At 69.6% G+C, this 20,486-nt stretch carries 18 protein-coding genes and 1 tRNA gene; 5 read left to right on the forward strand and 14 right to left on the reverse strand.

All coding sequences use genetic code 11. The features are described from left to right. Positions 1–679 precede the first annotated feature (679 nt). Positions 680–1,429, forward strand: a complete 750-nt coding sequence (locus tag J2X41_RS01400) for a hypothetical protein (RefSeq protein WP_310079040.1) — start codon at positions 680–682, stop codon at positions 1,427–1,429. Here J2X41_RS01400 and J2X41_RS01405 read toward each other — a convergent pair. From J2X41_RS01405 to J2X41_RS01435, 7 genes are all read right to left on the reverse strand, one after another. Next, positions 1,426–2,340 carry an RDD family protein gene (locus J2X41_RS01405; RefSeq protein WP_310079042.1) on the reverse strand — a complete coding sequence of 305 codons (915 nt, stop codon included), beginning with the start codon at positions 2,338–2,340 and terminating at the stop codon, positions 1,426–1,428. The two genes, J2X41_RS01400 and J2X41_RS01405, sit on opposite strands and share 4 nt — an antisense overlap. Next, a complete protein-coding gene (locus tag J2X41_RS01410; RefSeq protein WP_310079044.1) occupies positions 2,337–3,335 on the reverse strand; it encodes a stage II sporulation protein M in 999 nt (332 codons plus the stop codon). The genes J2X41_RS01405 and J2X41_RS01410 overlap by 4 nt, the downstream gene beginning before the upstream one ends. Then, positions 3,335–4,651 carry a DUF58 domain-containing protein gene (locus tag J2X41_RS01415; protein WP_310079046.1) on the reverse strand — a complete coding sequence of 439 codons (1,317 nt, stop codon included), beginning with the start codon at positions 4,649–4,651 and terminating at the stop codon, positions 3,335–3,337. The genes J2X41_RS01410 and J2X41_RS01415 overlap by 1 nt, the downstream gene beginning before the upstream one ends. A gap of 24 nt (positions 4,652–4,675) precedes the next feature. Continuing rightward, positions 4,676–5,632, reverse strand: a complete 957-nt coding sequence (locus J2X41_RS01420) for a MoxR family ATPase (protein ID WP_057185710.1) — start codon at positions 5,630–5,632, stop codon at positions 4,676–4,678. Then, positions 5,619–6,923 carry a hypothetical protein gene (locus tag J2X41_RS01425; RefSeq protein ID WP_310079051.1) on the reverse strand — a complete coding sequence of 435 codons (1,305 nt, stop codon included), beginning with the start codon at positions 6,921–6,923 and terminating at the stop codon, positions 5,619–5,621. The genes J2X41_RS01420 and J2X41_RS01425 overlap by 14 nt, the downstream gene beginning before the upstream one ends. Then, positions 6,920–7,561, reverse strand: coding sequence for a DUF4129 domain-containing protein (locus J2X41_RS01430; protein ID WP_310079053.1), 642 nt, complete (start codon positions 7,559–7,561; stop codon positions 6,920–6,922). The genes J2X41_RS01425 and J2X41_RS01430 overlap by 4 nt, the downstream gene beginning before the upstream one ends. A 270-nt stretch (positions 7,562–7,831) precedes the next feature. Further along, positions 7,832–7,906, reverse strand: a tRNA-Lys gene (locus J2X41_RS01435). Between the two features lie 126 nt (positions 7,907–8,032). Here J2X41_RS01435 and J2X41_RS01440 point away from each other — a divergent pair. Beyond that, a complete protein-coding gene (locus tag J2X41_RS01440) occupies positions 8,033–8,776 on the forward strand; it encodes a hypothetical protein (protein WP_310079055.1) in 744 nt (247 codons plus the stop codon). A 44-nt stretch (positions 8,777–8,820) separates the two neighbouring features. Continuing rightward, positions 8,821–10,149, forward strand: coding sequence for a M1 family metallopeptidase (locus J2X41_RS01445; RefSeq protein ID WP_310079057.1), 1,329 nt, complete (start codon positions 8,821–8,823; stop codon positions 10,147–10,149). Here the strand turns inward: J2X41_RS01445 and tgt are convergent. Together tgt and queA are read right to left on the reverse strand one after the other, a co-directional pair. Then, on the reverse strand, positions 10,134–11,249 hold the full coding sequence (tgt, locus tag J2X41_RS01450) for a tRNA guanosine(34) transglycosylase Tgt (protein ID WP_310079059.1): 1,116 nt from the start codon (positions 11,247–11,249) through the stop codon (positions 10,134–10,136). The genes J2X41_RS01445 and tgt overlap by 16 nt on opposite strands. Next, on the reverse strand, positions 11,249–12,367 hold the full coding sequence (gene queA / locus J2X41_RS01455) for a tRNA preQ1(34) S-adenosylmethionine ribosyltransferase-isomerase QueA (RefSeq protein WP_310079061.1): 1,119 nt from the start codon (positions 12,365–12,367) through the stop codon (positions 11,249–11,251). Before queA ends, tgt begins: the two co-directional genes overlap by 1 nt. Before the next feature lie 231 nt (positions 12,368–12,598). Here queA and J2X41_RS01460 point away from each other — a divergent pair, with 231 nt between their 5' ends. Next, positions 12,599–13,579 carry an endonuclease/exonuclease/phosphatase family protein gene (locus J2X41_RS01460; RefSeq protein ID WP_310079063.1) on the forward strand — a complete coding sequence of 327 codons (981 nt, stop codon included), beginning with the start codon at positions 12,599–12,601 and terminating at the stop codon, positions 13,577–13,579. A gap of 74 nt (positions 13,580–13,653) precedes the next feature. Here J2X41_RS01460 and J2X41_RS01465 read toward each other — a convergent pair whose 3' ends face one another. From J2X41_RS01465 to J2X41_RS01475, 3 genes are all read right to left on the reverse strand, one after another. After that, positions 13,654–14,121, reverse strand: a complete 468-nt coding sequence (locus J2X41_RS01465; RefSeq protein WP_310079064.1) for a peptidylprolyl isomerase — start codon at positions 14,119–14,121, stop codon at positions 13,654–13,656. Positions 14,122–14,229: 108 nt separating this feature from the next. Continuing rightward, positions 14,230–15,084 (reverse strand): peptidylprolyl isomerase, encoded by an 855-nt coding sequence (locus tag J2X41_RS01470; protein WP_404979867.1) that lies wholly within the window; start codon positions 15,082–15,084, stop codon positions 14,230–14,232. Further along, on the reverse strand, positions 15,084–15,899 hold the full coding sequence (locus J2X41_RS01475) for a peptidylprolyl isomerase (protein ID WP_310079068.1): 816 nt from the start codon (positions 15,897–15,899) through the stop codon (positions 15,084–15,086). Before J2X41_RS01475 ends, J2X41_RS01470 begins: the two co-directional genes overlap by 1 nt. A gap of 778 nt (positions 15,900–16,677) precedes the next feature. Here J2X41_RS01475 and J2X41_RS01480 point away from each other — a divergent pair. Further along, positions 16,678–17,019, forward strand: a complete 342-nt coding sequence (locus tag J2X41_RS01480; protein ID WP_310079070.1) for an endonuclease domain-containing protein — start codon at positions 16,678–16,680, stop codon at positions 17,017–17,019. A 126-nt stretch (positions 17,020–17,145) separates the two neighbouring features. On the opposite strand, the gene coaD is transcribed toward J2X41_RS01480, so the two are convergent. Both coaD and gyrA read right to left on the reverse strand, forming a co-directional pair. Continuing rightward, positions 17,146–17,634 carry a pantetheine-phosphate adenylyltransferase gene (gene coaD / locus J2X41_RS01485; protein WP_310079072.1) on the reverse strand — a complete coding sequence of 163 codons (489 nt, stop codon included), beginning with the start codon at positions 17,632–17,634 and terminating at the stop codon, positions 17,146–17,148. Positions 17,635–17,682: 48 nt separating this feature from the next. Continuing rightward, positions 17,683–20,481 (reverse strand): DNA gyrase subunit A, encoded by a 2,799-nt coding sequence (gene gyrA / locus J2X41_RS01490; RefSeq protein ID WP_310079074.1) that lies wholly within the window; start codon positions 20,479–20,481, stop codon positions 17,683–17,685. Between the last annotated feature and the right edge of the window lie 5 nt (positions 20,482–20,486).

Raw genomic sequence — 20,486 nt, forward strand, 5'->3', positions numbered from 1 at the left:
CCCTCCGGGCCACCTCCCCCAAAGGGGAAGGATCTGTTGCGCCAAGATGCTCCCCCTCTGGGGGAGCTGTCGCATAGCGACTGAGGGGGTCTTCGCGGACGCAGCTTCACGCTCACGCGCCGAAGCTGCGATGGAGTGGGAAGGGTTGCGAAGCGCCCGGGCCTCGCCCGGATGATTTGCAGTTTTGAGTACCGTTTCGACGAAGTTCAGGCGCTTCGCGTGGAACCGTTATCCGGAAGCCTTCGGATCGCGGATTTTTAACCCGCTCCGATGGAGGCCCCCGACGGGCGGAGCGTTGGCGTGCTCCGGACCGCCCGGGCGATTTCAGCCCGGGCCTGCTGGCTCTATCCGCCTATCCGGGCGCCGAAGCTTCGTCGCGACTGAGGCGAACCTGCTCCGAACCGACCTGGACGCTTCCGAAGAAGCACGACGGACAGGGCCTTCCCGCTCGTCCACCCCTGAAAGCCGCATCGGTCGCCGTACGTGCGCCCTCCCCGTGCCTTCAGGTGGGAGCATTATGGGACAGGCTGGAAACCCAAGGATCGGAAACGTGCGTTTTCCTCCAAGGCTTTGATCTTTTTCAATGTTGTTTCGATGATCGCGGGGATAGACGCGCGAACCATGGACACCGGGTTCATCGCATGGCTGAATCGCGGCCTAGATCGGGGGCTTTCCAGACATGACCGACGCCGCAGTGCAAAGGGGCTTCGAAGCCGCGCGCGTGTTGAAGCACGCCACGACGATCTTCCGGCGCGACGCTTTCAAGATCATGCTGTTTTCAGCGCTTTTCGTCGCCCTGCCCGACCGGGGCATGAACGCCCTGACCGGGGTCTTCAGCAGGCCCGAGACAGGCTACGCCGCCCCGAATACCTGGATCATGCTCTTAGTCAGCCTGCTGGTGTCCATGCTCGGCTCGGTCGCCTTGCAGGCGGCGATCTCTCGCAGCGCCCTGAGCGGGCTGGAAGGCCCCCACGCGGCCGGCGCCGCGTCGTTCGGCGGCCCCCGCGACTACCTGACCCTGCTGGCGCTCGGCGTCGTCACCAGCCTGGGAATCCTGGGAGGATTCGTCCTGCTGGTCATTCCCGGCGTCATCCTCTCCCTGGCGTGGATGGCGGTGGTTCCGGCCATGGTGACCGAACGCCTGGGCGTATGGGACGCGATCCGACGCAGCAACAGGCTGACGGGTGAGCGGCGCGGCGCGATCTTCGGACTGTCGCTGGCGGTCGGCCTGATCTGGTTCGTCTTTGCCTGGCTTATCCAACTCGCAGCCAGCGCGGTCGGAAACCCCGTCGTCGACGCGATCGCGGAGCCGACGATGCAGGCCCTGTTAAGCATCGTCAACGCGCTCCTCGCTGTCTCGATCTATTACGAACTGCGCTGGAGCAAGGAAGGCACGCCGGCCGAAAGCCTGGCCGAAGTCTTCGCCTAGCTCTTGTCGAACTTGTCCTTGCGCCGCTTGCCCAGCAGCAGCCGCGACTCCAGCCGGCCGCGCAGGGCGGCGTAGTAGGCGGCCAGGAAGTCGCCGTCCGACTCGTCGGGCGCGGCGCTCCAGCCGATCTTCAGGCGGATGCGGGCGGCGACCAGGGCGATCGTCTTGGTCTCGTAGCGACGCAGCACGTCCTCCAGCACGTGCAGTTCCTTGACCCCGTAGGCGTCGAGCTGGGCCATGGTGAACTTGAAGCGTCCGACCGACGGCCGCGAGGTCTCCACCAGGTCCGGCGCCAGCTTGCGGGTCGGGGCCTTGACCACCCAGGTGCCGGCCACTAGGTCGCCCACCCGCAGGCGGTCGCGGTTGAACAGCGGGAACAGCATGAAGACCGCGCACCACGTCAGGCCGGCCAGGCTGATCCACGCCCCGACCTGGTCGCCCTGCACGGCCAGGAAGCTGATGGGCAGGTAGAGCTCGATCTCGCGCATGGCGTTGCGGGCGAAGATGGCGTCGGCGGTCAGGCGGCCGCCGTTGCGGGCCGCCACCCGCAGGCCCATGGCCCGCTTGCCCGGGGTGGCCGCGCCGGGCGTCAGCTCGAACAGCACGAAATAGAGGTTGCGCAGCACGAAGAAGACCAGCACCGCCACCGTGCCGATCACCTCCCCGCCCTTGCCCTTGGAGCCGATCATCGCCAGTCCCGCCAGCAGGGCGAAGGCGATCAGCGCCGCCACCATGATCAGCAGGTCGATCAGCAGGGCCGAAGCGCGCTCGCCCGCGTCGCCCAGGCGCAGCTTCAGGTCGACGCCCTCGGGCGTGACCAGCGAGCGGGCCCGGCGGTCGTCGCCGGTCGTCGGGTCGCCGATCGCAGACACCGCCACGGCGGCCTTGGGTTTCTTCCACGCCGCCCTCATCCGACGACGCTCCGGCGGCGCGGCAGATAGAGATAGGCGGGCCAGGCGACCAGGGTGGCCAGGCCGATCCCGTAGCGGGCGAAGTCGTTCTGGATCACCTGCCGCCCGACGCCCTCCAGGATCCCGGCGCAGAACAGCATGACCACGACCCCGCCCATCAGGGTGGCCGACTGCCGCCCCGCCTGAGCCATGGCCGCCGGCCGGCTCAGGTCGCCCGGGAAGGCCAGGGTCCAGCCGATCCGCAGGCCCGCCGCCCCGGCCAGGATCACCGCCGAGATCTCGGTCACCCCGTGGATCGCCAGCCAGCCGCCGGCCTCGAAGCCCAGGCCCTTCATGCCGAACGCCGCCAGGAAGGCCCCCAGCATCGCGCCGTTGTAGGCCATCAGCATCGAGGTCGGCAGGCAGAAGGCGAAGCCCAGGGCGAAGGCGAAGATCGCCACGCCGGAATTGTGGGTGAACAGGAAGGCGGCGAACACCGACAGGCCCTTGTGCTCGCCGTGGTCGTAGAGCGTGGCCCGCATGGCCTCGACCGACGCCGTCGGCCCGCGCCCGCCCGCCAGGTCGCCCGGCACGAAGGCGCTGAACCAGTCGGGGTCGTGCAGGGTCAGGAAATAGGCCGCCAGCACCCCGACCAGGGTCAGCAGGAAGCTGGCCAGGGTCTCGCGCCACAGCGCCTTGGCCGCGTCGGGCCAGGCATGGCCGAAGAAGCCGCCAAGGCGCTCCAGGAAGTTGGACCGCGTACCGTAGACCAGGAAATAGGCCCGGGTGCTCAGGCTCTCCAGATAGTCGACCAGCCCCTGGTCCAGCGAGGTGGCGCGGGCCACCGACAGCGAGGACAGGGCCTGGCGGTACAGCACCGGCAGGGCCAGCAGTTCCTCGTCGCTGAGCGCCTTGGCCGAGCCCTTGCCGACCTTGGTCAGCAGCTTCTCCAGCCGCCGCCAGTCGTCCTCGCGCTCGGCCCGGAAGCGGTAGCTCTTCAGGTGCAGCTCGGCCATCAGAGCAGGTCCCGGCGCTTGAGGTCCAGATAGCTCGCCAGCAGGGCCGGCCCGACCTGGTCGGCCGGCGCTTCGACGATCTCCACGCCCATGCGGCGCAGGCGGGTCACCACCACGTCGCGCTCACGCAGCAGCGAGGCGGCGACCACGGCGCGCGAGACGTCGTCGGCGGTCTCGGGAGCCTTGCGCTCAATCGCTTCCAGCTCCTCGTCGCGCATCATCACGAACAGCACCAGGTGCTGGCGCAACAGGCGGCCGACGTTCTCGAGCATCAGCTCGGCGCTGGTGGAGTCAGCGATATCGGTGAACACCACGATCAGCGAGCGCCGCGACAGCTGGCCTGACAGCTGGGTCAGGCCCAGGGTGTAGTTGGTCTCCTCGGTCGAGTAGTCGATCTTCGAGGCCAGGCGCTGCAGGGCGCCGAAGGCGTTGGGGCCCGAGGTGACGCCGCTGGAGACGTTGGGCCGGGCGTCGAAGCCGAACAGCCCGACCTTGTCGCCCATCTTCAGGCCCACATAGGCCAACAGCAGCGTGGCGTTCAGGGCGTGGTCCAGGCGCGGCCGGCCCAGCAGCGACTGGCTCATCAGCCGGCCGGTGTCGATGGCCGCCACGATGTGGTGGTTGCGCTCGACGTGAAACTCCTTGGCTAGCAGCGCGCCGTGGCGGGCCGACTGCTTCCAGTCGATGGCCCGGCGGTTCATGCCGGGACGGAAGTCGGTCAGGGCGTGGAAGTCGCTGCCGCCGCCCAGGTCCAGCTGCAGGCGATGGCCGACCGACGGGTCGCGCGAGAACAGCCGCAGGGCTTCCTCCTTGACGGCGGCGATGTCCAAGGTGACGGGGATTACCTTGTCCAGGGCGTCGTCGCGCTGCTTCCAGGTCAGGCCCAGCGGACCGCGCCAGCGGGCCGAGACGCGGTGCACCCTGCCCTCCCCGCGCCGGACGGCGGTCAGGCTCATCGGCAGGGCGACCTGGCGCTCGCGGGTGCGGGCCCGGCCATGGGCCGGCTCGGCCGACAGCCGGTCGTCCAGGTCGATGGCGAACTCCACGCTCCCTGGCGCCACGCCGCGTGGGAACGAGGCCTGCAGCAAGGCCGGCTTGGTCGCGCCGCTGGCCATCGAGCCGGGGGCTGTCAGGGTCAGCTGCATCCGGCGCCGGCCGGGCGCCAGCAGGGCGTCGACGAACAGCAGGGCCGCGACCAGGGCGATCCAGGCCGGCCCAACCAGCCACAGCCGCGCCGAGACGAGCGCCGCCGCCAGGGCCAGGGGCGCGCCCAGGACCATCAGGAAGATCGCTCTGGCCGTGGGATAGATCCGCAAGGCCGGTCCCCTAGGCTCTCGGACTCATCGCGGGGCCTCGACCTGGTCGACCAGGCCGCGAACCACGTCGTCGACCTTGCGCCCCTCGATCTCGGCGGCCGGCGACAGGATCACCCGATGGCGCAGGGCCGGCAGGGCCAGGGCCTTGACGTCGTCGGGAATCACGTAGTCGCGGCCTTCCAGGGCGGCGCGGGCCCGGGCCGCCACGGCCAGCATGGCCGCGCAGCGCGGCGAGGCCCCGCCCGACAGCTCGCCGGTGTCGCGGGTGGCGCGCACCACGCCGACGATGTAGCGGACGATGTCGTCGGTCAGGCGCACGGACGCCACCGCCGCCACGGCCTCGCCGATCGTGACCGTGTCGCCGGCCGCCTCGACGCCGAACGCTTCCGGCGAGGGCTGGCCGGTGCGGCCGCCATGGCTGGCGACGATGGCGGTCTCCTCGGCCAGGCTGGGATAGGCCAGTACGTGCTTGAACAGGAAGCGGTCCAGCTGGGCTTCGGGCAGCGGATAGGTGCCCTGCTGCTCCAGCGGGTTCTGGGTGGCCACCACCATGAAGCGGTCGCTGAGCGCGTGGCGCTCGCCGTCCAGGGTGACGTTGCGCTCCTGCATGGCTTCCAGCAGCGCCGCCTGGGTCTTGGGCGGGGTGCGGTTGATCTCGTCGGCCAGCAGCAGCTCGCAGAAGATCGGCCCCTTGACCAGGGTGAAGGCGCTGGTCTGGAAGTTGAACAGGTTGGCGCCCAGGATGTCGCCCGGCATCAGGTCGGGCGTGAACTGGATGCGGCCGAACTGCAGGTTCACCGCCTGGGCGAAGCACTGGGCCAGGAAGGTCTTGGCCGTGCCGGGCGGACCTTCCAGCAGCACGTGGCCGCCGGCGAACAGGGCCGTCAGCATCAGGTCGATGGTGTCGTTCTGGCCCACCACGGCCTTGGCCGTCTGGGCGCGGATCCTGCCGGCGAGCGCCTGCACCTCAGCGACGTTCACGGGTCATCTCCAGTCTCCACTGATGCCATTTGACGGCGACCTTCATCAGATCGCCCAAGGAACGGACCGTCCGGGTTTCCTCGTCCAGGGTCGAGGCGCTGTCGGCCGCGCCGAAGCGCTGGCCCTGGCGGTCCAGGAAATCGGTCAGGGCCTGGCCCTCCAGGCGCGAACCGCCGTGCCGGGCGCCGCCCAGGGCCCGGACGGCGGCGGCGCGCTGCAGGTCGGCGTAGCGCGGGGCCAGGGCCGGCTCGCGGCGGGCCATGCGGATCAGGCCGGCGGAATTGTCGATCAGGGCGTCCTTGCCCAGGGCCAGGGCCCGCTCGCCGCGCCGCACCGCCCGGAACCGCGCGGCGGCGTGCAGGCCCATCAGCAAGGCGGCGGCCACCAGACACAGGGTCGCCCCGACGAACGGCGCCTCGAAGGCCAGCTTCAAGATGCTCTGCGACCGGGCGAAGCCGTTCAGCGTGGCGTCGAAGGCGATGGTCCGGCCGGTGTCGCGCCGATAGATGCCCGACCGGTCGTCGCGCAGCGCCCGCAGGATCTCGACGCCGGCGCGGGCCGTCCGGGCGTCCTTCAGGCCCATGGTGTTCAGAAGGTCCGGGTCGGCCAGGACATAGGTCTCGGTCGGCGCGCGACGGGCCAGGACCATCCGGCCCTTGCCGTCGACCAGCACCGGCGTCAGGCCCGGACCGGACAGGGTCTGCAGGTTGCGGATCGGGCCGGTCTCCAGCACTAGCCCCTCGGCCGGGCTGTCCGGCGCCCCGATCAGCCTCTGCGGCGCGGCGCCCTTGTCGATCGTGGTCGAGGCCTTGGGGATGCCGACCGCCTTGAGCAGCCCGGCCAAGTCCTTGGGCTCCACGGGCTCCAGGCCGCCCACCCAGCCCGGATGGCGCGGATCCAGTCCGCCCGTCCACTTGGGCAGCACCACCAGGGTGCGCGACGACAGCTGGGCGGCCTTGACATAGGCGTCCCGCGACAGGTTCGACTCCGGCGTGAAGATGATCAGCGCCGGCTCCTCGCGACGCAGGTCGCGGCGACTGACGATCACCGGCTCGTTCAGGTTCCGCAGCAGGCGCACCATGCCGCCATAGCCGATCGCCGACCTCGACAGGGCGTGGGCCCGGCCGTTGTCGCCCGACTGCAGGTCCGGCGCGTAGGTCGACAGCACCACGAAGGCCGAGAAGGCGAACACCCCGGCCACGATCATGCCCAGCACGACCTTGGGCGAGAACAGCCCCTTGTCGCCGTCGCCCTGGACCTCGGCCTGGGTCGTGGTTTCCGCCGCGCTCATCGCCAGGCCTCGTTGAAGGCGAAGCCCTCATAGGCCTGGCGGCAGGCGGCGAATTCGTCGGCGCCGACCGGCCGCCCGCCGAAGAAGCTGCGCTCCACCACCCGGGCGATCTGGCTGAAGGTGCGGCGCACCCGCTCGGGCACGCCGTCCAGCTGGGCGATGTCGCGACTGGTCAGGGCCGGCTTGATCAGGTCCGGGCGCTTGCCCTCGATGTCCTCGATGCTGCGGAACAGGATCAGGTGCACCGCCTCGGCGAAGCGGCCGGCGGCGGCCAGGCGGTCGGCGTCCTCCAGCAGGGTCCGGGCCTTGGCGGCGCTGGGCCGCCAGGCCTCGTCGCCAAGGACGGGACCCTTGTGCGGCTTCAGGGACGGCCAGCGCGTGGCGATCAGCTCGCGTCCCAGGAAATAGAGAATGACCGCCGCCCCCAGGATCAGGCAGGCCCAGAACACATAGGTCAGGTAGGGCGCGGCGGCCCCCAGGGCCTTGCCGACCGCCAGCAGCCAGTCGGGAACGTCGGGCGGCTTGGGCGCGGCGGTCGGCTCGAACTGCAGGTCCTTGCCACGCAGCAGCGCGTCGTGGGCCTGCGCGAAGCCGTCCGACGCGCCGTCGAGGCCCGGCGACGCCGCGTCGCGATCCACACCAGCCCCCGCCGCCAAACGCCCGCTCCACATAGCCCCGACGACCACTGCTAGACGATTCAACCTTCAGTGTCGCCTGCAACCGACACGCCCGGATGGCCGGCGTCAAAGCCCTTCTCCTGCCCGAAGAATCGATTCGGCGGGGCGGCTTCGGGGAGACCCGGCGCGGCGGCGCCCTGGTGCGGCGCGCGTCTTTAGGGCGCGGCTCTTGACCAGCCGCCGCCCAGGCCGCCGAAGCGGTGATTTTCGCCAATCATTTCAAAGGGAGGTTGGTGGGCCGGCTGGGATTCGAACCCAGGACCATTCGATTAAAAGTCGAATGCTCTACCACTGAGCTACCGGCCCGCATCGACACGGCGGGAGGCCGGTGGAAGCGGCGCGGACCATAGTCGGGGGCCGCCCGGCTCGCAAGCGCGCTTTCGCTCGGGAGAGGAGATGACGAACGCCGCATCCTGGCGTTAGGCTGGCGGCATGCGCAGCCTCGTGCCTCTCGCCATCGCCGTTCCCCTGCTCGCCGCCTGCGCGTCCAAGTCGGAACCCCCGCCGCAGAAGATCCAGACGACCTCGGACGCCAACAAGGACGGGATCACCGGGGCCGCCGGCGCGCCGCTGCGCGACATGAACCTGCTGCGCACCAAGATCCCGCCGGTCCTGCTGGAGGCCATGGCCGATCCCTACGCCCGTCCGCCCGGCAAGAAGATCAGCTGCGAGATCCTGGTCTCGATGGTCGCGCCGCTGGACCTGGCCCTGGGCGAGGACGTCGACCGACGTCCTCCGGAGGAGAACGAGGACCTGATGGACCGCGGCAAGCGCATGGCCGGCTCGGCCGCCTTCGGCGCCATGGCCAGCGCCGCCCAGGACCTGATCCCGATGCGCGGCTGGGTCCGCAAGCTGAGCGGGGCCGAGAAGCACGACAAGCTGGTGCAGAGCGCCATGGCCTCGGGCGCGATTCGCCGCGCCTATCTGAAGGGCCTGGGCGAGGCGCGCGGCTGCGATCCGCCGGCCACGCCCCAGCACCTGGCCAAGCCCGCCGCGCCGATCGTCGAAAAGCGCTTCCCGTGGATGAAGGACGAGCCCGCCGCCGATACGCCGGTGGTCGAGGCGCCCGCCGCCGACGGCTCCGTGGCCGACGCGCCGGCGGTCGCGGCGCCGCCGGAACAGCCGGCCCCGCCGCCGGCCAAGAAGAAGAAAAAGCCGTTCTACAAGGTCTGGTAGGGCTCGCTCGATATCCCAATCAACCGGACGGAGTCGCGGTGGGTTTGCCCAAGATAGCGGTCGTGATCGCCCTGGCCCTGCTCATGACGCCGCGGCCTGCCGCCGCCACGCCCGGCGAGGGCTTCGACGTCGTGCGCTACGACCTCGCCCTGAAGCCGGACATCCAGAACCGCACCGTCGCTGGGCGCGAGGTGATCCGACTTCGCATCACTGCTGACGGACTCCAGAGCCTCGGCTTCTCGGGCAACGCCCTGACCATCGACGGCGCCACGCTCGACGGCGCGCCCGTCACTGTCCGCTCCCAGAACGACGGTCTGCATTTCGAACTTCCCAAGCCGCTCGCGCGCGGCCGCACCGTCGAGCTGGCGCTGACCTATCATGGCCGACCAGCGCGCGGGCTGGCCGGTTCGGCGACCTCGCTCCACACGAGCTATTTCGCCTGCGACTGGATGATCTGCCTTCAGGACCAGTTCGGCGACAAGGCGGCGTTCTCGCTGGCGCTGCACGTCCCGGCCGGCATGGACACGCTTTCGGTCGGCCGCAGGATCGCCCGCAAGCCCGCCCCGGACGGCGGGGAAATCCACCGCTGGACGGCGTCCCGGCCCTATTCGGCCTATCTCTTCGGCTTCGCGGTCGGCCGGTTCGCCCGCGCGGACGACCGCGTCGGATCAGCCAGGCTCGCCTATCTGAGCGAGGCGGCCGAACCGGTCGAACTGAAGCGGCGATTCGCCGAGACCGGCCGCATGGTCCGGTTCCTGTCCGACAAGGCGGGCATGCCTCTTCCCGTCCCGGAATACAGCCAGCTTCTGGTCGAGGGCCGGGACGCGCAGGAGGCGGCCTCCTACGCCGTGCTGGGGATCGACGCACTGTCGACGACGGAAGGCGATCCGGCGGAAGACTGGGCCATCGTGCATGAACTCGCCCATCAATGGTGGGGCAATCTCGTCACCTGCGCCACGCTCAAGGACTTCTGGCTCAACGAGGGCATTACGACCTTCATGACGGCCGCGTGGAAAGAGCACCGCTACGGCCGCGCCGCCTACGAGGCCGAACTGGCCGTGGCGCGAAGCCGGCTGGACAAGGCGCGGGCCGCGGGCTTCGACAAGCCGCTGGCCTGGGACGGGCCCTACCCGACCCTGGCGACGCGTCGGGCGGTCCAGTACAGCAAGGGCGCGCTCTTCATGGACCATCTGCGCGCCGTGCTGGGCGAGGACGCCTTCTGGGCCGGCTTGCGACGTTACACCCGCGCGCATGCCGGCGGTACGGTCACGAGCCTGGACCTGCAGAGAGCGATGGAAGCGTCCAGCGGCCGGGATCTGCGTCCGCTCTTTTCGGAATGGGTGTTCGGCCCGCCGCCCTACCCGCCCCGCTGACGCGCGGCGAAGTCCCGGCGGAACGCCTCGAAGCGGCCTTCGGCGATCGCCGTCCGCATGGCCGCGGTCAGGGCCTGGAAGAAGGCGATGTTGTGCCAGGACAGCAGCACCTGGCCCAGGATCTCCTCGGCCTTGAACAGGTGGCGCAGATAGGCCTTGGAATAGTCGCGGCTGGCCGGGCAGTCGCTGGCCTCGTCCAGCGGGTCCTCGTCCTCGGCGTAGCGGGCGTTCTTGATGTTGATCGCCCCGTCCCAGGTCCAGGCCTGGCCGTGGCGGCCCGAGCGGGTCGGCAGCACGCAGTCGAACATGTCGACGCCGCGATAGACCGCCTCGACCAGGTCGATCGGCTTGCCCACGCCCATCAGGTAGCGCGGCCGGTCGGCGGGCAGCATGGCCGGGGCGTAGTCCAGGACCTCGCACATCGCTTCATGTCCCTCGCCGACGGCCAGGCCGCCGAGCGCGTAGCCGTCGAAGCCGATCTCCCGCAGGCGGTCCGAGGACTCCTGGCGGAGGTTCTGGAAGGTCGAGCCCTGCTGGATGCCGAACAGGGCCTGCGCATCCCGCGTGCCGAAGGCGTCCTTCGACCGCTTGCCCCAACGGGCCGACAGCTCCATGCCCTGGCGCGCCCTGGCCTCCTCGGCCGGCCAGGCCACGCACTCGTCCAGCTGCATGACGATGTCGCTGCCCAGCAGGTCGGCCTGGATCTCCATCGACCGCTCGGGGCTGAGCACGTGCTTGGAGCCGTCGATGTGGCTGGAGAAGGTGACGGCCTCCTCGGTGACCTTGCTGATCCCCGACAGGCTCATCACCTGGAAGCCGCCGCTGTCGGTGAGAATCGGCTTGTCCCAGCGCATGAACTTGTGAAGCCCGCCCAGGCGCTTCACCCGCTCGGCCGTGGGGCGCAGCATCAGGTGGTAGGTGTTGCCCAGGATGATATCGGCGCCGGTGTCTTTGACTTGGTCGACGGTCAGGGCCTTGACCGTGGCGGCGGTGCCCACCGGCATGAAGGCCGGGGTGCGGATGTCGCCACGCGGGGTCTTCAGCACCCCGGTGCGCGCCGCGCCGTCGGTGGCGGAGATCTCGAAGGGAAAGGCGACCATCAGACGTGCTCAAGATCGGCGCGGAACAGCAGGGATCCGTCGCCATAGGAATAGAAGCGATAGCCCGTGGCGATCGCGTGTTCGTAGGCCGCCTTCATCGTCGCCTGGCCGGCGAAGGCGCTGACCAGCATGAACAGGGTCGACTTGGGCAGGTGGAAATTGGTCATCAGCACGTCGGCGGCGCGGAACCGGTAGCCGGGGGTGATGAAGATCGCGGTCTCGTCGGCGAACGGCCGCACGACGCCATCCTCGCCCGTGGCGCTCTCCAGCAGGCGCAGGGAGGTGGTCCCGACGCAGACGATGCGGCCGCCGGCGGCGCGGACGGCGTTCAGGGCGTCGGCGACGGCGACAGGGACCTCGCCGAACTCGGCGTGCATCCGGTGTTCGGCGATCACGTCGGTCTTGACCGGCAGGAAGGTGCCCGCGCCGACATGCAGGGTGACGAAGTGCAGGCTGACGCCCCGGGCCTTCAACAGTTCCAGCAGGTCGGGGGTGAAGTGCAGACCGGCGGTCGGGGCGGCCACCGAGCCGTCCTCGCGGGCATAGACGGTCTGGTAGTCGGCCCGGTCTCGGTCGTCCTCGGCCCGCTTGGCGGCGATGTAGGGCGGCAGCGGCATCTCGCCGTGGGCGGCCACGGCCAGGTCCAGGTCGACGCCGGCGAAGTCGAAGGCCAGCTCGATCTCGCCGCCCTCGTGTTTGGCGGCCACGGTCGCGTCCAGCAGCCCGGCCAGGCACGCGCGGTCGGCCCCAGGGGCCTGGTTGTGGCCGAAGGCGATGCGGTCGCCCGCCTTCAGCCGCTTGCCCGGACGCATGAAGGCCAGCCAGCGGTCGGGCGCGATACGGCGGTGCAGGGTGGCCTCGACCGCCACCGGCGCGCCGTCGCCGCCGCCCGTTTCGCGGCCGGCCCGACGGCCCATCAGCCGGGCGGGGATCACCCGGGTGTCGTTGAAGACCAGGGCGTCGCCCGGTCGCAGAAAGTCGGGCAGGTCGCGGACGACCCGGTCTTCCAGGCCCTCGCCGGGCTTGACGACCAGCAGGCGCGCGGAATCCCGCGGCTCGGCCGGCCGCAGGGCGATCGCCTCGTCGGGCAGGTGGAAATCGAAGTCGGACAGGCGCATGGGGCGGCTTCAAGGCCACGACGGGGCGTCGAGGTCAAGCGCCGAGGCGGCGCGACGCGGCCAGGATTCGATAGGCGTTCCCCATTTTAGCCGCACTCAAGGCCGCTAACCGAAGCCGGTGTAAGGAGTCGGATATGGGTCGATGACCGCCAATTCCGCAACGTCGTTTTCGAGTTCTTCGGCGGCGACTAGCCGGGCGCGAACGTCATGCAGTCGTGCTAAGGGCGTGAAATGCGCCTGATCCTTCATTTCGCCAATCTGTTCCTGCGCGGCACCGCGCTCATGCTGTGCCTGGTCGGCGCGGTCGCCGGCTTGGCCTGCCTTGGCGGGGCCTTCAGCGATCGGCTCGACGCCCTGGCCCACGCCGCGCCGCTGTGGATGGCCTGCAGCCTGCTGGGCCTGGTCCTGGCGCTGGCCGCCTCGCGAGACGCCGAGCGCCGGGCGCTGGTGGGCGTGGCGGCCCTGGGCGTGGCGAGCCTGCTCGTGCTGATGGCGCCGGAGCTGTCGTCGATCCTCCGCCCGCCCGAGAAGCCCGCCAAGGACGCCGCGACGCTGAAGCTGATCCAGTTCAACCTCTGGGCCGAGAACCATGACCCCGAGGCGACCGCGGCCTGGATCCTGGCGCAGCACGCCGACGTCGTGATCACCGAGGAGTCCGGCGGCGCCGCCGGGCCGGTCGTGCAGGCCCTGAAGAAGGCCTATCCCTACGGCACGATCTGCCGCGCCAAGCAGGGTTGCGACACCCGGATCCACAGCCGCTGGCCGATCATCGACGAGCACGACGTCTACGGGGATGGCGAGCACCTGGCGTCGACCTGGGCTACCCTGCGCCACCCGCGCGGCGATTTCACGGTGGTGGGCGCCCATTTCACCTGGCCGATTCCGGCCGGCCGCTGGCAGGCGCAAAGCCGTCTGCTGACGGGCAAGCTCGCACGCTTCCCGAAGGACAGCCTGATCCTGACCGGCGACTTCAATTCCACGCCCTGGTCATGGGGTCTGCGTCGGCAGGACAAGGCCCTGGGCCTGGAGCGCCGCACCCACGCCCTGGCCAGCTGGCCGACCGGCGAATTCTCCCGCCTGGCCAGCGCGCCCTTCCCCGTCCTGCCGATCGATCAGGTCTACGCGGGCAAGGCCTGGAAGACGGTCAAGGTCGAGCGTGGGCCCAGCCTAGGCTCGGACCACAGGCCGATCGTGGCGATCCTGGCCCGCTGAAGGTCCGCAAGCGAGCGCTCAGCAAAAAGGGCCCCGGTCTCCCGAGGCCCTTTCCAGTTTCAAGGCCGGGACGCTCAGGCGTCGGCGGCGATCTTGGCGCTGAGGATCTTGCCGGGGTTGCGCGGCGGCTCGCCGGTCGGCAGGGAATCGACGTTCTCCATGCCTTCGACCACCTGGCCCCAGACGGTGTACTGGTTGTCCAGGAAGGTGGCGTCGTCGAACACGATGAAGAACTGGCTGTTGGCCGAGTTCGGATCGGGGGTACGGGCCATCGAGCAGACGCCGCGCACGTGCGGCTCCTTGGAGAACTCGGCCTTGATGTCGGGCTTGGCCGAGCCGCCGCGGCCGGTGCCGGTCGGGTCGCCGCCCTGGGCCATGAAGCCGGGGATCACGCGGTGGAAGACCACGCCGTCATAGAAGCCCTCGCGGACCAGTTCCTTGATGCGCTCGACATGGCCAGGGGCCAGGTCGGGACGCAGCTTAATCGTGACGGGCCCGGTCTCGAGCGTCAGCAGCAGGGTGTTTTCGAGGTCGGCCGACATGGTCATCCCTTGAGGATTGGAGGAGTCGCAAGGCTTCTAGCCCGCTTTCCGCGAGGGGGAAACCGCGCGGTTGCATCCCGAATGCGGATCAATCGCCACGGCGCCGCTTCATGGCTGGCGGACATCGACCGCCAGATCGAGGTCGCAGACCGAGAAGTCGGCGCCCCGCGCCGCGCGCTTGCGGGCGATTTCGGCCTTGAACCAGGGGCTGGCGGTGTCGACCACCCGGACGCTGGGCCGCTCGGCCGGCGGGATGTCGGCCAGCAGCCGCACCTTGATCATCCGGTCCTGCGGCGCGGCCACGGGCTCGCCGGTCTTGATGGCCCGCACCACGTCCAGCCCGACCAGGACCCGGCCGAAGGCGGTGTAGCGCTTGTCCAGCGACGGATAGGGCTGGCGCATCAGGAAGAACTGGCTGTTGGCCGAATCGACGCCCTCGTCACGGGCCTCGCCGACCACGCCGGGGCAGTAGGTTCCCCAGGCCGCGACCTTCTTGTCCGAGGTGACCTCGGCCCAGCTCCAGGCCTGGCTAACCACCGGCAGCGACTTGAGCAGGCCCACCTCGGTCCCGGCCGGGGCGGCGGCGGCCACGAACGGCGTCGCGGCGTCGCGGCGGAAGGTGAACTCGGCCTTGAGGTTGGGCTTCTTCGTGCCGCCCTCGCCGGTGTCGTCCGGATCGCCGGTCTGGGCCATGAAGCGGTCGATGACCCGGAAGAAGGTGCGGCCGTCATAGACGCCCTCGCGGGTCAGTTCCTGGAAGCGCGCCACGTGACCGGGGGCGACCTCGGGGACCAGCTCCACGACGATCCGGCCCTTGTTGGTGTCGATCACCACTACGTCCTCGGGGGCCGGCGTGCGCCATTCCGTCGGCCCCGGGGGCGCGATCTTCGGCGCGGCCTGGGCCGCGCCGAGCGCGACGAGGCTCGAAAGAACGGCGGCCGCGGCGATCGGCGGACGGATCATCATTTCACCTTCACCGGCACGTCGACGTCGCAGGGCCCGAACGCCCCGCCCATCTCGGCCCGCTTCTTCTCGACCAGCGCCGCGAAGGCGGCCGAACGGGTGTCCATCACCTGGATGGACGGGCGCTGGGCGGCGGGCATGTCGGACAGCACGCGGACGGTCAGCATCTTGTCCTGCGGATCCGGCACGGGCTCGCCAGTCTTGATCGCCCGGATGGCCTCCAGGCCCGTCAGGGCGCGGCCGAACGGCGTATAGGTCTTCTCCAGCGAGGCGTAGTGCTGGCGCATGAAGAAGAACTGGCTGTTGGCGCTGTCGGGGTCGTTGGCCCGGGCCATGCCCAGCACGCCGGGACAGAAGGCGCCCCAGGCTGCGACCTTGCCGTCGGCGGTCATGGCCGCCAGGGCGCTGTTCTGGCTGTACACCGGCAGCGCGCCGACGAAGCCCATCTCGACCGTCCCGGCCTTGCCGGCGGGGGCGTAGCCGGGGCCGCGGCGGAACAGGAACTCGGCCTTCAGGTTCGGCTGGTCGGAGCCGCCGGTGCCATCGTTCTTGGGATCGCCCGTCTGGGCCATGAAGCTGTCGATGACCCGGAAGAAGGTCAGGCCGTCATAGAAGTGGGCCTTGGCCAGGTCGCGCACCCGCGCCACGTGGTTCGGCGCGGTCTCGGGCGACAGCTCGACGATGATCCGGCCCTTGTTGGTGTCGACCACCAGGATGTTCTCGGGGTCGGGCATCCGCCAGTCGGAGGCCTGCTGGGCGCTGGCGGCCGAGGCCGCGGTAAGCGCCAGGACGGCGGCGATGGACGCAAGCTTCATGGAGATCCCCGATAGAACTGACCCGACGGCGTAGAACGCCGCCGCGCGGACGACAAGTGGCGAGGCTTTAGAGCCGACGATTCCGGCGAGTTTCCGGCGCACGGCTTCTCGACCTCAGCCTTCGCGGGCGAGGAGGATGGGGAGGCGCGGAGCGGTCCGGGCCTGGCCCGGATGACCGTGGGTATTGAGTGTGCGTTTCGGCTAGACCTGACCGCTCCGCGAAACCGTTTGTCTCGAGGGACGCAGACTGAGGGCTTGTTTCATCCCGGTCGGCGTTCCCCCTCGGACGGGCAGGATCAAAGTCGCCCGGAAGGGGCCGTCGGCGACTCCGACTGATCCTCGAACAGGCCGGTTTGAACTCCCGGCCCCGTCAACCCGCCTGTCCCGCCACCGTCCCCGCCGGGCCTTGGAGCCTTCTGAGCCCCGCCGCCCGCCGCGGTCCGATCGCCAGGCCCAGGCGGCCCCGCTCGGTTCCACCCCCATCGCCTGCTTGGGCCGGTACCAAGAGCCCTCCCCCGCGATGGGGACAGCTTCGATTGTGCGGGAGGTTTGAGGTCCGAGGACTTGTGACGCTGATTATTTTTCAGGGCGTTGAAAAGACTGGGGTTCTTTGCACCGCCAGCGGGGATTTAGCGTCGTCTGTCCCCTTGGAACCCTCTCTCTTTGAGAGAGGGAGGGGCCCGCCGCGAAGCGGTGGGAGGGTGAGAGGTTTCACCGCTGGCCGGAAAATCCCGATTCCCATCGTTGCGTAATCTTTGCGGTGCTCCAGCATCTCGCCATGGACGCCACCGCTAACGCCCGCCGCCTTCGCCAGAACCAGACCCTGGCCGAGAAGGCGTTCTGGAAGCTGGTGCGCAACCGCCGGCTGGGCGGCTTCAGGTTCCTGCGACAGGTCTCGATCCACAGCTATTTCGCCGACTTCGTCTGCGAGGCGGGCAAGCTGATCGTCGAACTGGACGGCGCCGCTCACGAGGAACGGGAGGATTACGACGCCCGCCGCACGCAGGTGCTCGAACTGTTTGGCTATTTGATCCTGAGGTTCCCCAACGAGCGGGTCCTGGCCGACCCCGGCGGCGTCGCCGACGACATCCTGGCCGTGCTTAGGCCGGAGAGGCTGTAACCTCTCACCCTCCCACCGCCTGCGGCGGCGGGCCCCTCCCTCTCTCTATGAGAGAGGGTCTGGGTAGCGTCCGCTCAGGGTCGAAAGCCGCCGTCTCAACGACATCCGAAGACGGACGTTCGCCCCCTACTTCTGAAGCTTGCCCAGCAACTGCTCCGCCACGCCTGGCGGCACGAACTTGTGGACGTCGCCGCCGAGGGCCGCGATCTCCTTGACCAGGCGCGAGGCGATGGCCTGGTGGCGCGGGTCGGCCATCAGGAACACGGTCTCGATCTCGCGGTCGAGCTGCTGGTTCATGGCCGTCATCTGGAATTCGTATTCGAAGTCGGCCACGGCCCGCAGGCCGCGCACGATCATCTGGGCCCCGACCTCGCGGGCGAAATGCATCAGCAGGCTGTCGAACGGCCGCACCTCGATCTCGGCGATCCTGGTCAGGTGGGCCGTCTCGCGCCGCACCATCTCCACCCGCTCGTCCAGCGAGAACAGCGGCCCCTTGCCGATGTTCACCGCCACCCCGATCACCAGCCTGTCGACCAGCTTGACCGCCCGGCCGATGATGTCCAGGTGGCCGTTGGTGACCGGGTCGAAGGTACCCGGGTAGAGACCGATCCGCATGCTTTTCCCTCACCGGACCTAAGCCCGCTGGCCCTTGCTCTGGGTCGCTTACGAGGTCTCGTCCGCCCCGTTTTCGTCGCCCGTGTTGTCGTCGCCGCTAGTGTCGTCGCCTGAAGCGTCGTCCCCGCCGGCTTCGGCGAGGCGCTCGACGCTGACGACGTGCTCGTCGGCGGCGGTGCGGAAGATGGTTACGCCTTGAGTATTCCGCGCCGCAACACGAATTTGCGAGACGGGCACGCGGATCATCTGGCCGGCGTCGGTGACCAGCAGGATCTGGTCGCCCTCCTCGACGGGGAACGAGCCCACCAGCTTGCCGCCGCGCTTGCTGAGGTCCTGGGCGGTCAGGCCCTGGCCGCCACGGCCGGTGCGGCGGTAGTCGTAGGCGCTGGTGCGCTTGCCGAAGCCTTCCGACGACACGGTCAGCAGGATCTCCTCGGCCGCGCCCAGCTCGGCGATGCGCTCGGGGGTCAGGCTGGCCTCGCCGCCTTCCTCTTCGCCCTCTTCCGGCGCGGCGGGGGCCTCGTCGCCTTCCTCGCCCAGGGCCCGGGCCAGGGCCCGCTGGTGCTTGAGGTAGGCGGCGCGCTCGGCCGGGGTGGCGTCGACATTGCGCAGCACGCTCATCGAGATGACGCTGTCGCCAGCGGCCAGGCGCACGCCGCGCACGCCGGTGGAGTCACGGCTGGCGAACACCCGCACCTCGTCGGCCGAAAAGCGGATGCAGCGGCCCGAGGCGGTGTTGAGCAGGATGTCCTTGCCGCTGTCGCAGACCGCCACGCCGACGATGCCGTCGCCTTCGTCCAGCTTCATGGCGATCTTGCCGTTGCGGCGCACGTCGACGAAGTCCGACAGCTTGTTGCGGCGCACGCTGCCCGAGCGGGTGGCGAACATCACGTCCAGGCTGTTCCAGGTGGCCTCGTCCTCCGGCAGGGCCAGGATCGAGGTGATGGTCTCGCCCGGCTCGATCGGCAGCAGGTTGACGAAGGCCTTGCCGCGGCTGTTGGCGACGCCCAGCGGCAGGCGCCAGACCTTCATCTTGTAGACCTTGCCGCCCGAGGTGAAGAACAGCAGCGGGGCGTGGGTCGAGGCCGAGAACACGCGGGTGACGGCGTCCTCGGTCTTGGTGGCCATGCCGGCCTTGCCCTTGCCGCCCCGGTGCTGGGTGCGGTAGGCGGCCAGCGGCGTGCGCTTGACGTAGCCGCCCAGGGTGACGGTGATGACCATCTCCTCGCGGACGATCAGGTCCTCGTCTTCCATGTCGGCGTCGCCGTCGACGATCTGGCAGCGGCGCGGGATGGCGAACTTCTCGCGCACCTCGACCAGTTCCTCGCGGACCACGGCCATGATGTTGGCGCGGTCCGACAGCAGGTCGAGATAGCCCTTGATGGCTTCCGACAGCGTGGCGACTTCGTTGCCGATCTCGTCGCGGCCCAGGCCCGTCAGGCGCGACAGGGTCAGGGCCAGGATGGCGCGGGCCTGCTCGTCGGTCAGGCGGATCAGCCCGCCCTCTTCCTGCACTGTGCGCGGATCGGCGATCAGCTCGACCAGCGGCAGCATGTCGCCGGCCGGCCATGACTTGGCCACCAGCCGCTCGCGGGCCTCGGTCGGGTCCTTGGACGAGCGGATGATGTGGATGAACTCGTCGATATTGGCGACGGCGATGGTCAGGCCGACCAGGACGTGGCCGCGGTCGCGCGCCTTGCCCAGCTCGAACTTGGTCCGCCGGACCACCACTTCCTCGCGGAAGGCGACGAACAGCTCGATCAGCTGGCGCAGGCCCATCTGCTCGGGGCGGCCGCGGTTCAGGGCCAGCATGTTGACGCCGAACGAGCTTTGCAGCGCCGTGAAGCGGTAGAGCTGGTTGAGGATCACCTCGCCCGAGGCGTCGCGCTTCAGCTCGACCACGATGCGCATGCCGTCGCGGTTGGACTCGTCACGAATGTCGGAGATGCCCTCGATCCGCTTGTCGCGGACCATTTCGGCGATGTACTCGACCAGGTTGGACTTGTTCACCTGGTAGGGAATGGCCGTGATGACGATGGCCTCGCGGCCGGCGCGGATCTCTTCCACCGTGGCCAGGCCGCGCATGACCACCGAGCCGCGGCCGGTCAGCAGCGCCTGGCGCGGGCCGGCCCGGCCGATGATCTCGCCGCCGGTCGGGAAGTCGGGACCGGGCACCAGGTCCAGCAGCTGGTCGGTGGTGACGTCCGGCTGGTCGATCACCAGCAGGCAGGCGTCGATCACCTCGCCCAGATTGTGCGGCGGGATGTTGGTGGCCATGCCGACGGCGATGCCGCCGGCGCCGTTGACCAGCAGGTTGGGGATCCGCGAGGGCAGGACGACGGGTTCCTGCTCCTTGCCGTCGTAGTTGTCCTGGAAGTCGACCGTGTCCTTGTCCAGGTCGGCCAGCAGCGACATGGCCGGCGGAGCCATGCGGCACTCGGTGTAGCGCATGGCCGCGGGCATATCGCCGTCGACCGAGCCGAAGTTGCCCTGGCCGTCGATCAACACCAGGCCCATCGAGAACGACTGGGTCATCCGCACCAGGGTGAAGTAGATCGAGGCGTCGCCGTGCGGGTGGTACTTGCCCATGACGTCGCCGACCACGCGGGCCGACTTGACGTAGGGCCGCTCGGGCGTCTGGCCCTGCTCGTGCATCGAGAACAGCACCCGGCGGTGCACGGGCTTGAGGCCGTCGCGGGCGTCCGGCAGCGCGCGGCTGACGATCACGCTCATCGCATAGTCGAGATAGGAGCGGCGCAGCTCGTCCTCGATATTGATGGGGGTGACGTCCCCGCGGGACGCCGGCGAGGCCGGGGACCCGGGGATGGTGTTTTGATCGTCGCTCAAGGGAA

The sequence above is a fragment of the Caulobacter sp. BE254 genome (assembly GCF_031457295.1).
GTDB lineage: Bacteria > Pseudomonadota > Alphaproteobacteria > Caulobacterales > Caulobacteraceae > Caulobacter.

What these genes read in the sequence shown, in the direction of transcription:
- J2X41_RS01425 (WP_310079051.1), bottom strand. Translation starts at nt 6,923, where the DNA reads ATGAGCGCGGCGGAAACCACGACCCAGGCCGAGGTCCAGGGCGACGGC.
- tgt (WP_310079059.1), bottom strand. Translation starts at nt 11,249, where the DNA reads ATGGTCGCCTTTCCCTTCGAGATCTCCGCCACCGACGGCGCGGCGCGC.
- J2X41_RS01400 (WP_310079040.1), top strand. Translation starts at nt 680, where the DNA reads ATGACCGACGCCGCAGTGCAAAGGGGCTTCGAAGCCGCGCGCGTGTTG.
- J2X41_RS01465 (WP_310079064.1), bottom strand. Translation starts at nt 14,121, where the DNA reads ATGTCGGCCGACCTCGAAAACACCCTGCTGCTGACGCTCGAGACCGGG.
- J2X41_RS01405 (WP_310079042.1), bottom strand. Translation starts at nt 2,340, where the DNA reads ATGAGGGCGGCGTGGAAGAAACCCAAGGCCGCCGTGGCGGTGTCTGCG.
- queA (WP_310079061.1), bottom strand. Translation starts at nt 12,367, where the DNA reads ATGCGCCTGTCCGACTTCGATTTCCACCTGCCCGACGAGGCGATCGCC.
- J2X41_RS01470 (WP_404979867.1), bottom strand. Translation starts at nt 15,084, where the DNA reads ATGATCCGTCCGCCGATCGCCGCGGCCGCCGTTCTTTCGAGCCTCGTC.
- J2X41_RS01460 (WP_310079063.1), top strand. Translation starts at nt 12,599, where the DNA reads ATGCGCCTGATCCTTCATTTCGCCAATCTGTTCCTGCGCGGCACCGCG.
- coaD (WP_310079072.1), bottom strand. Translation starts at nt 17,634, where the DNA reads ATGCGGATCGGTCTCTACCCGGGTACCTTCGACCCGGTCACCAACGGC.
- J2X41_RS01410 (WP_310079044.1), bottom strand. Translation starts at nt 3,335, where the DNA reads ATGGCCGAGCTGCACCTGAAGAGCTACCGCTTCCGGGCCGAGCGCGAG.
- J2X41_RS01440 (WP_310079055.1), top strand. Translation starts at nt 8,033, where the DNA reads ATGCGCAGCCTCGTGCCTCTCGCCATCGCCGTTCCCCTGCTCGCCGCC.
- J2X41_RS01480 (WP_310079070.1), top strand. Translation starts at nt 16,678, where the DNA reads ATGGACGCCACCGCTAACGCCCGCCGCCTTCGCCAGAACCAGACCCTG.
- J2X41_RS01475 (WP_310079068.1), bottom strand. Translation starts at nt 15,899, where the DNA reads ATGAAGCTTGCGTCCATCGCCGCCGTCCTGGCGCTTACCGCGGCCTCG.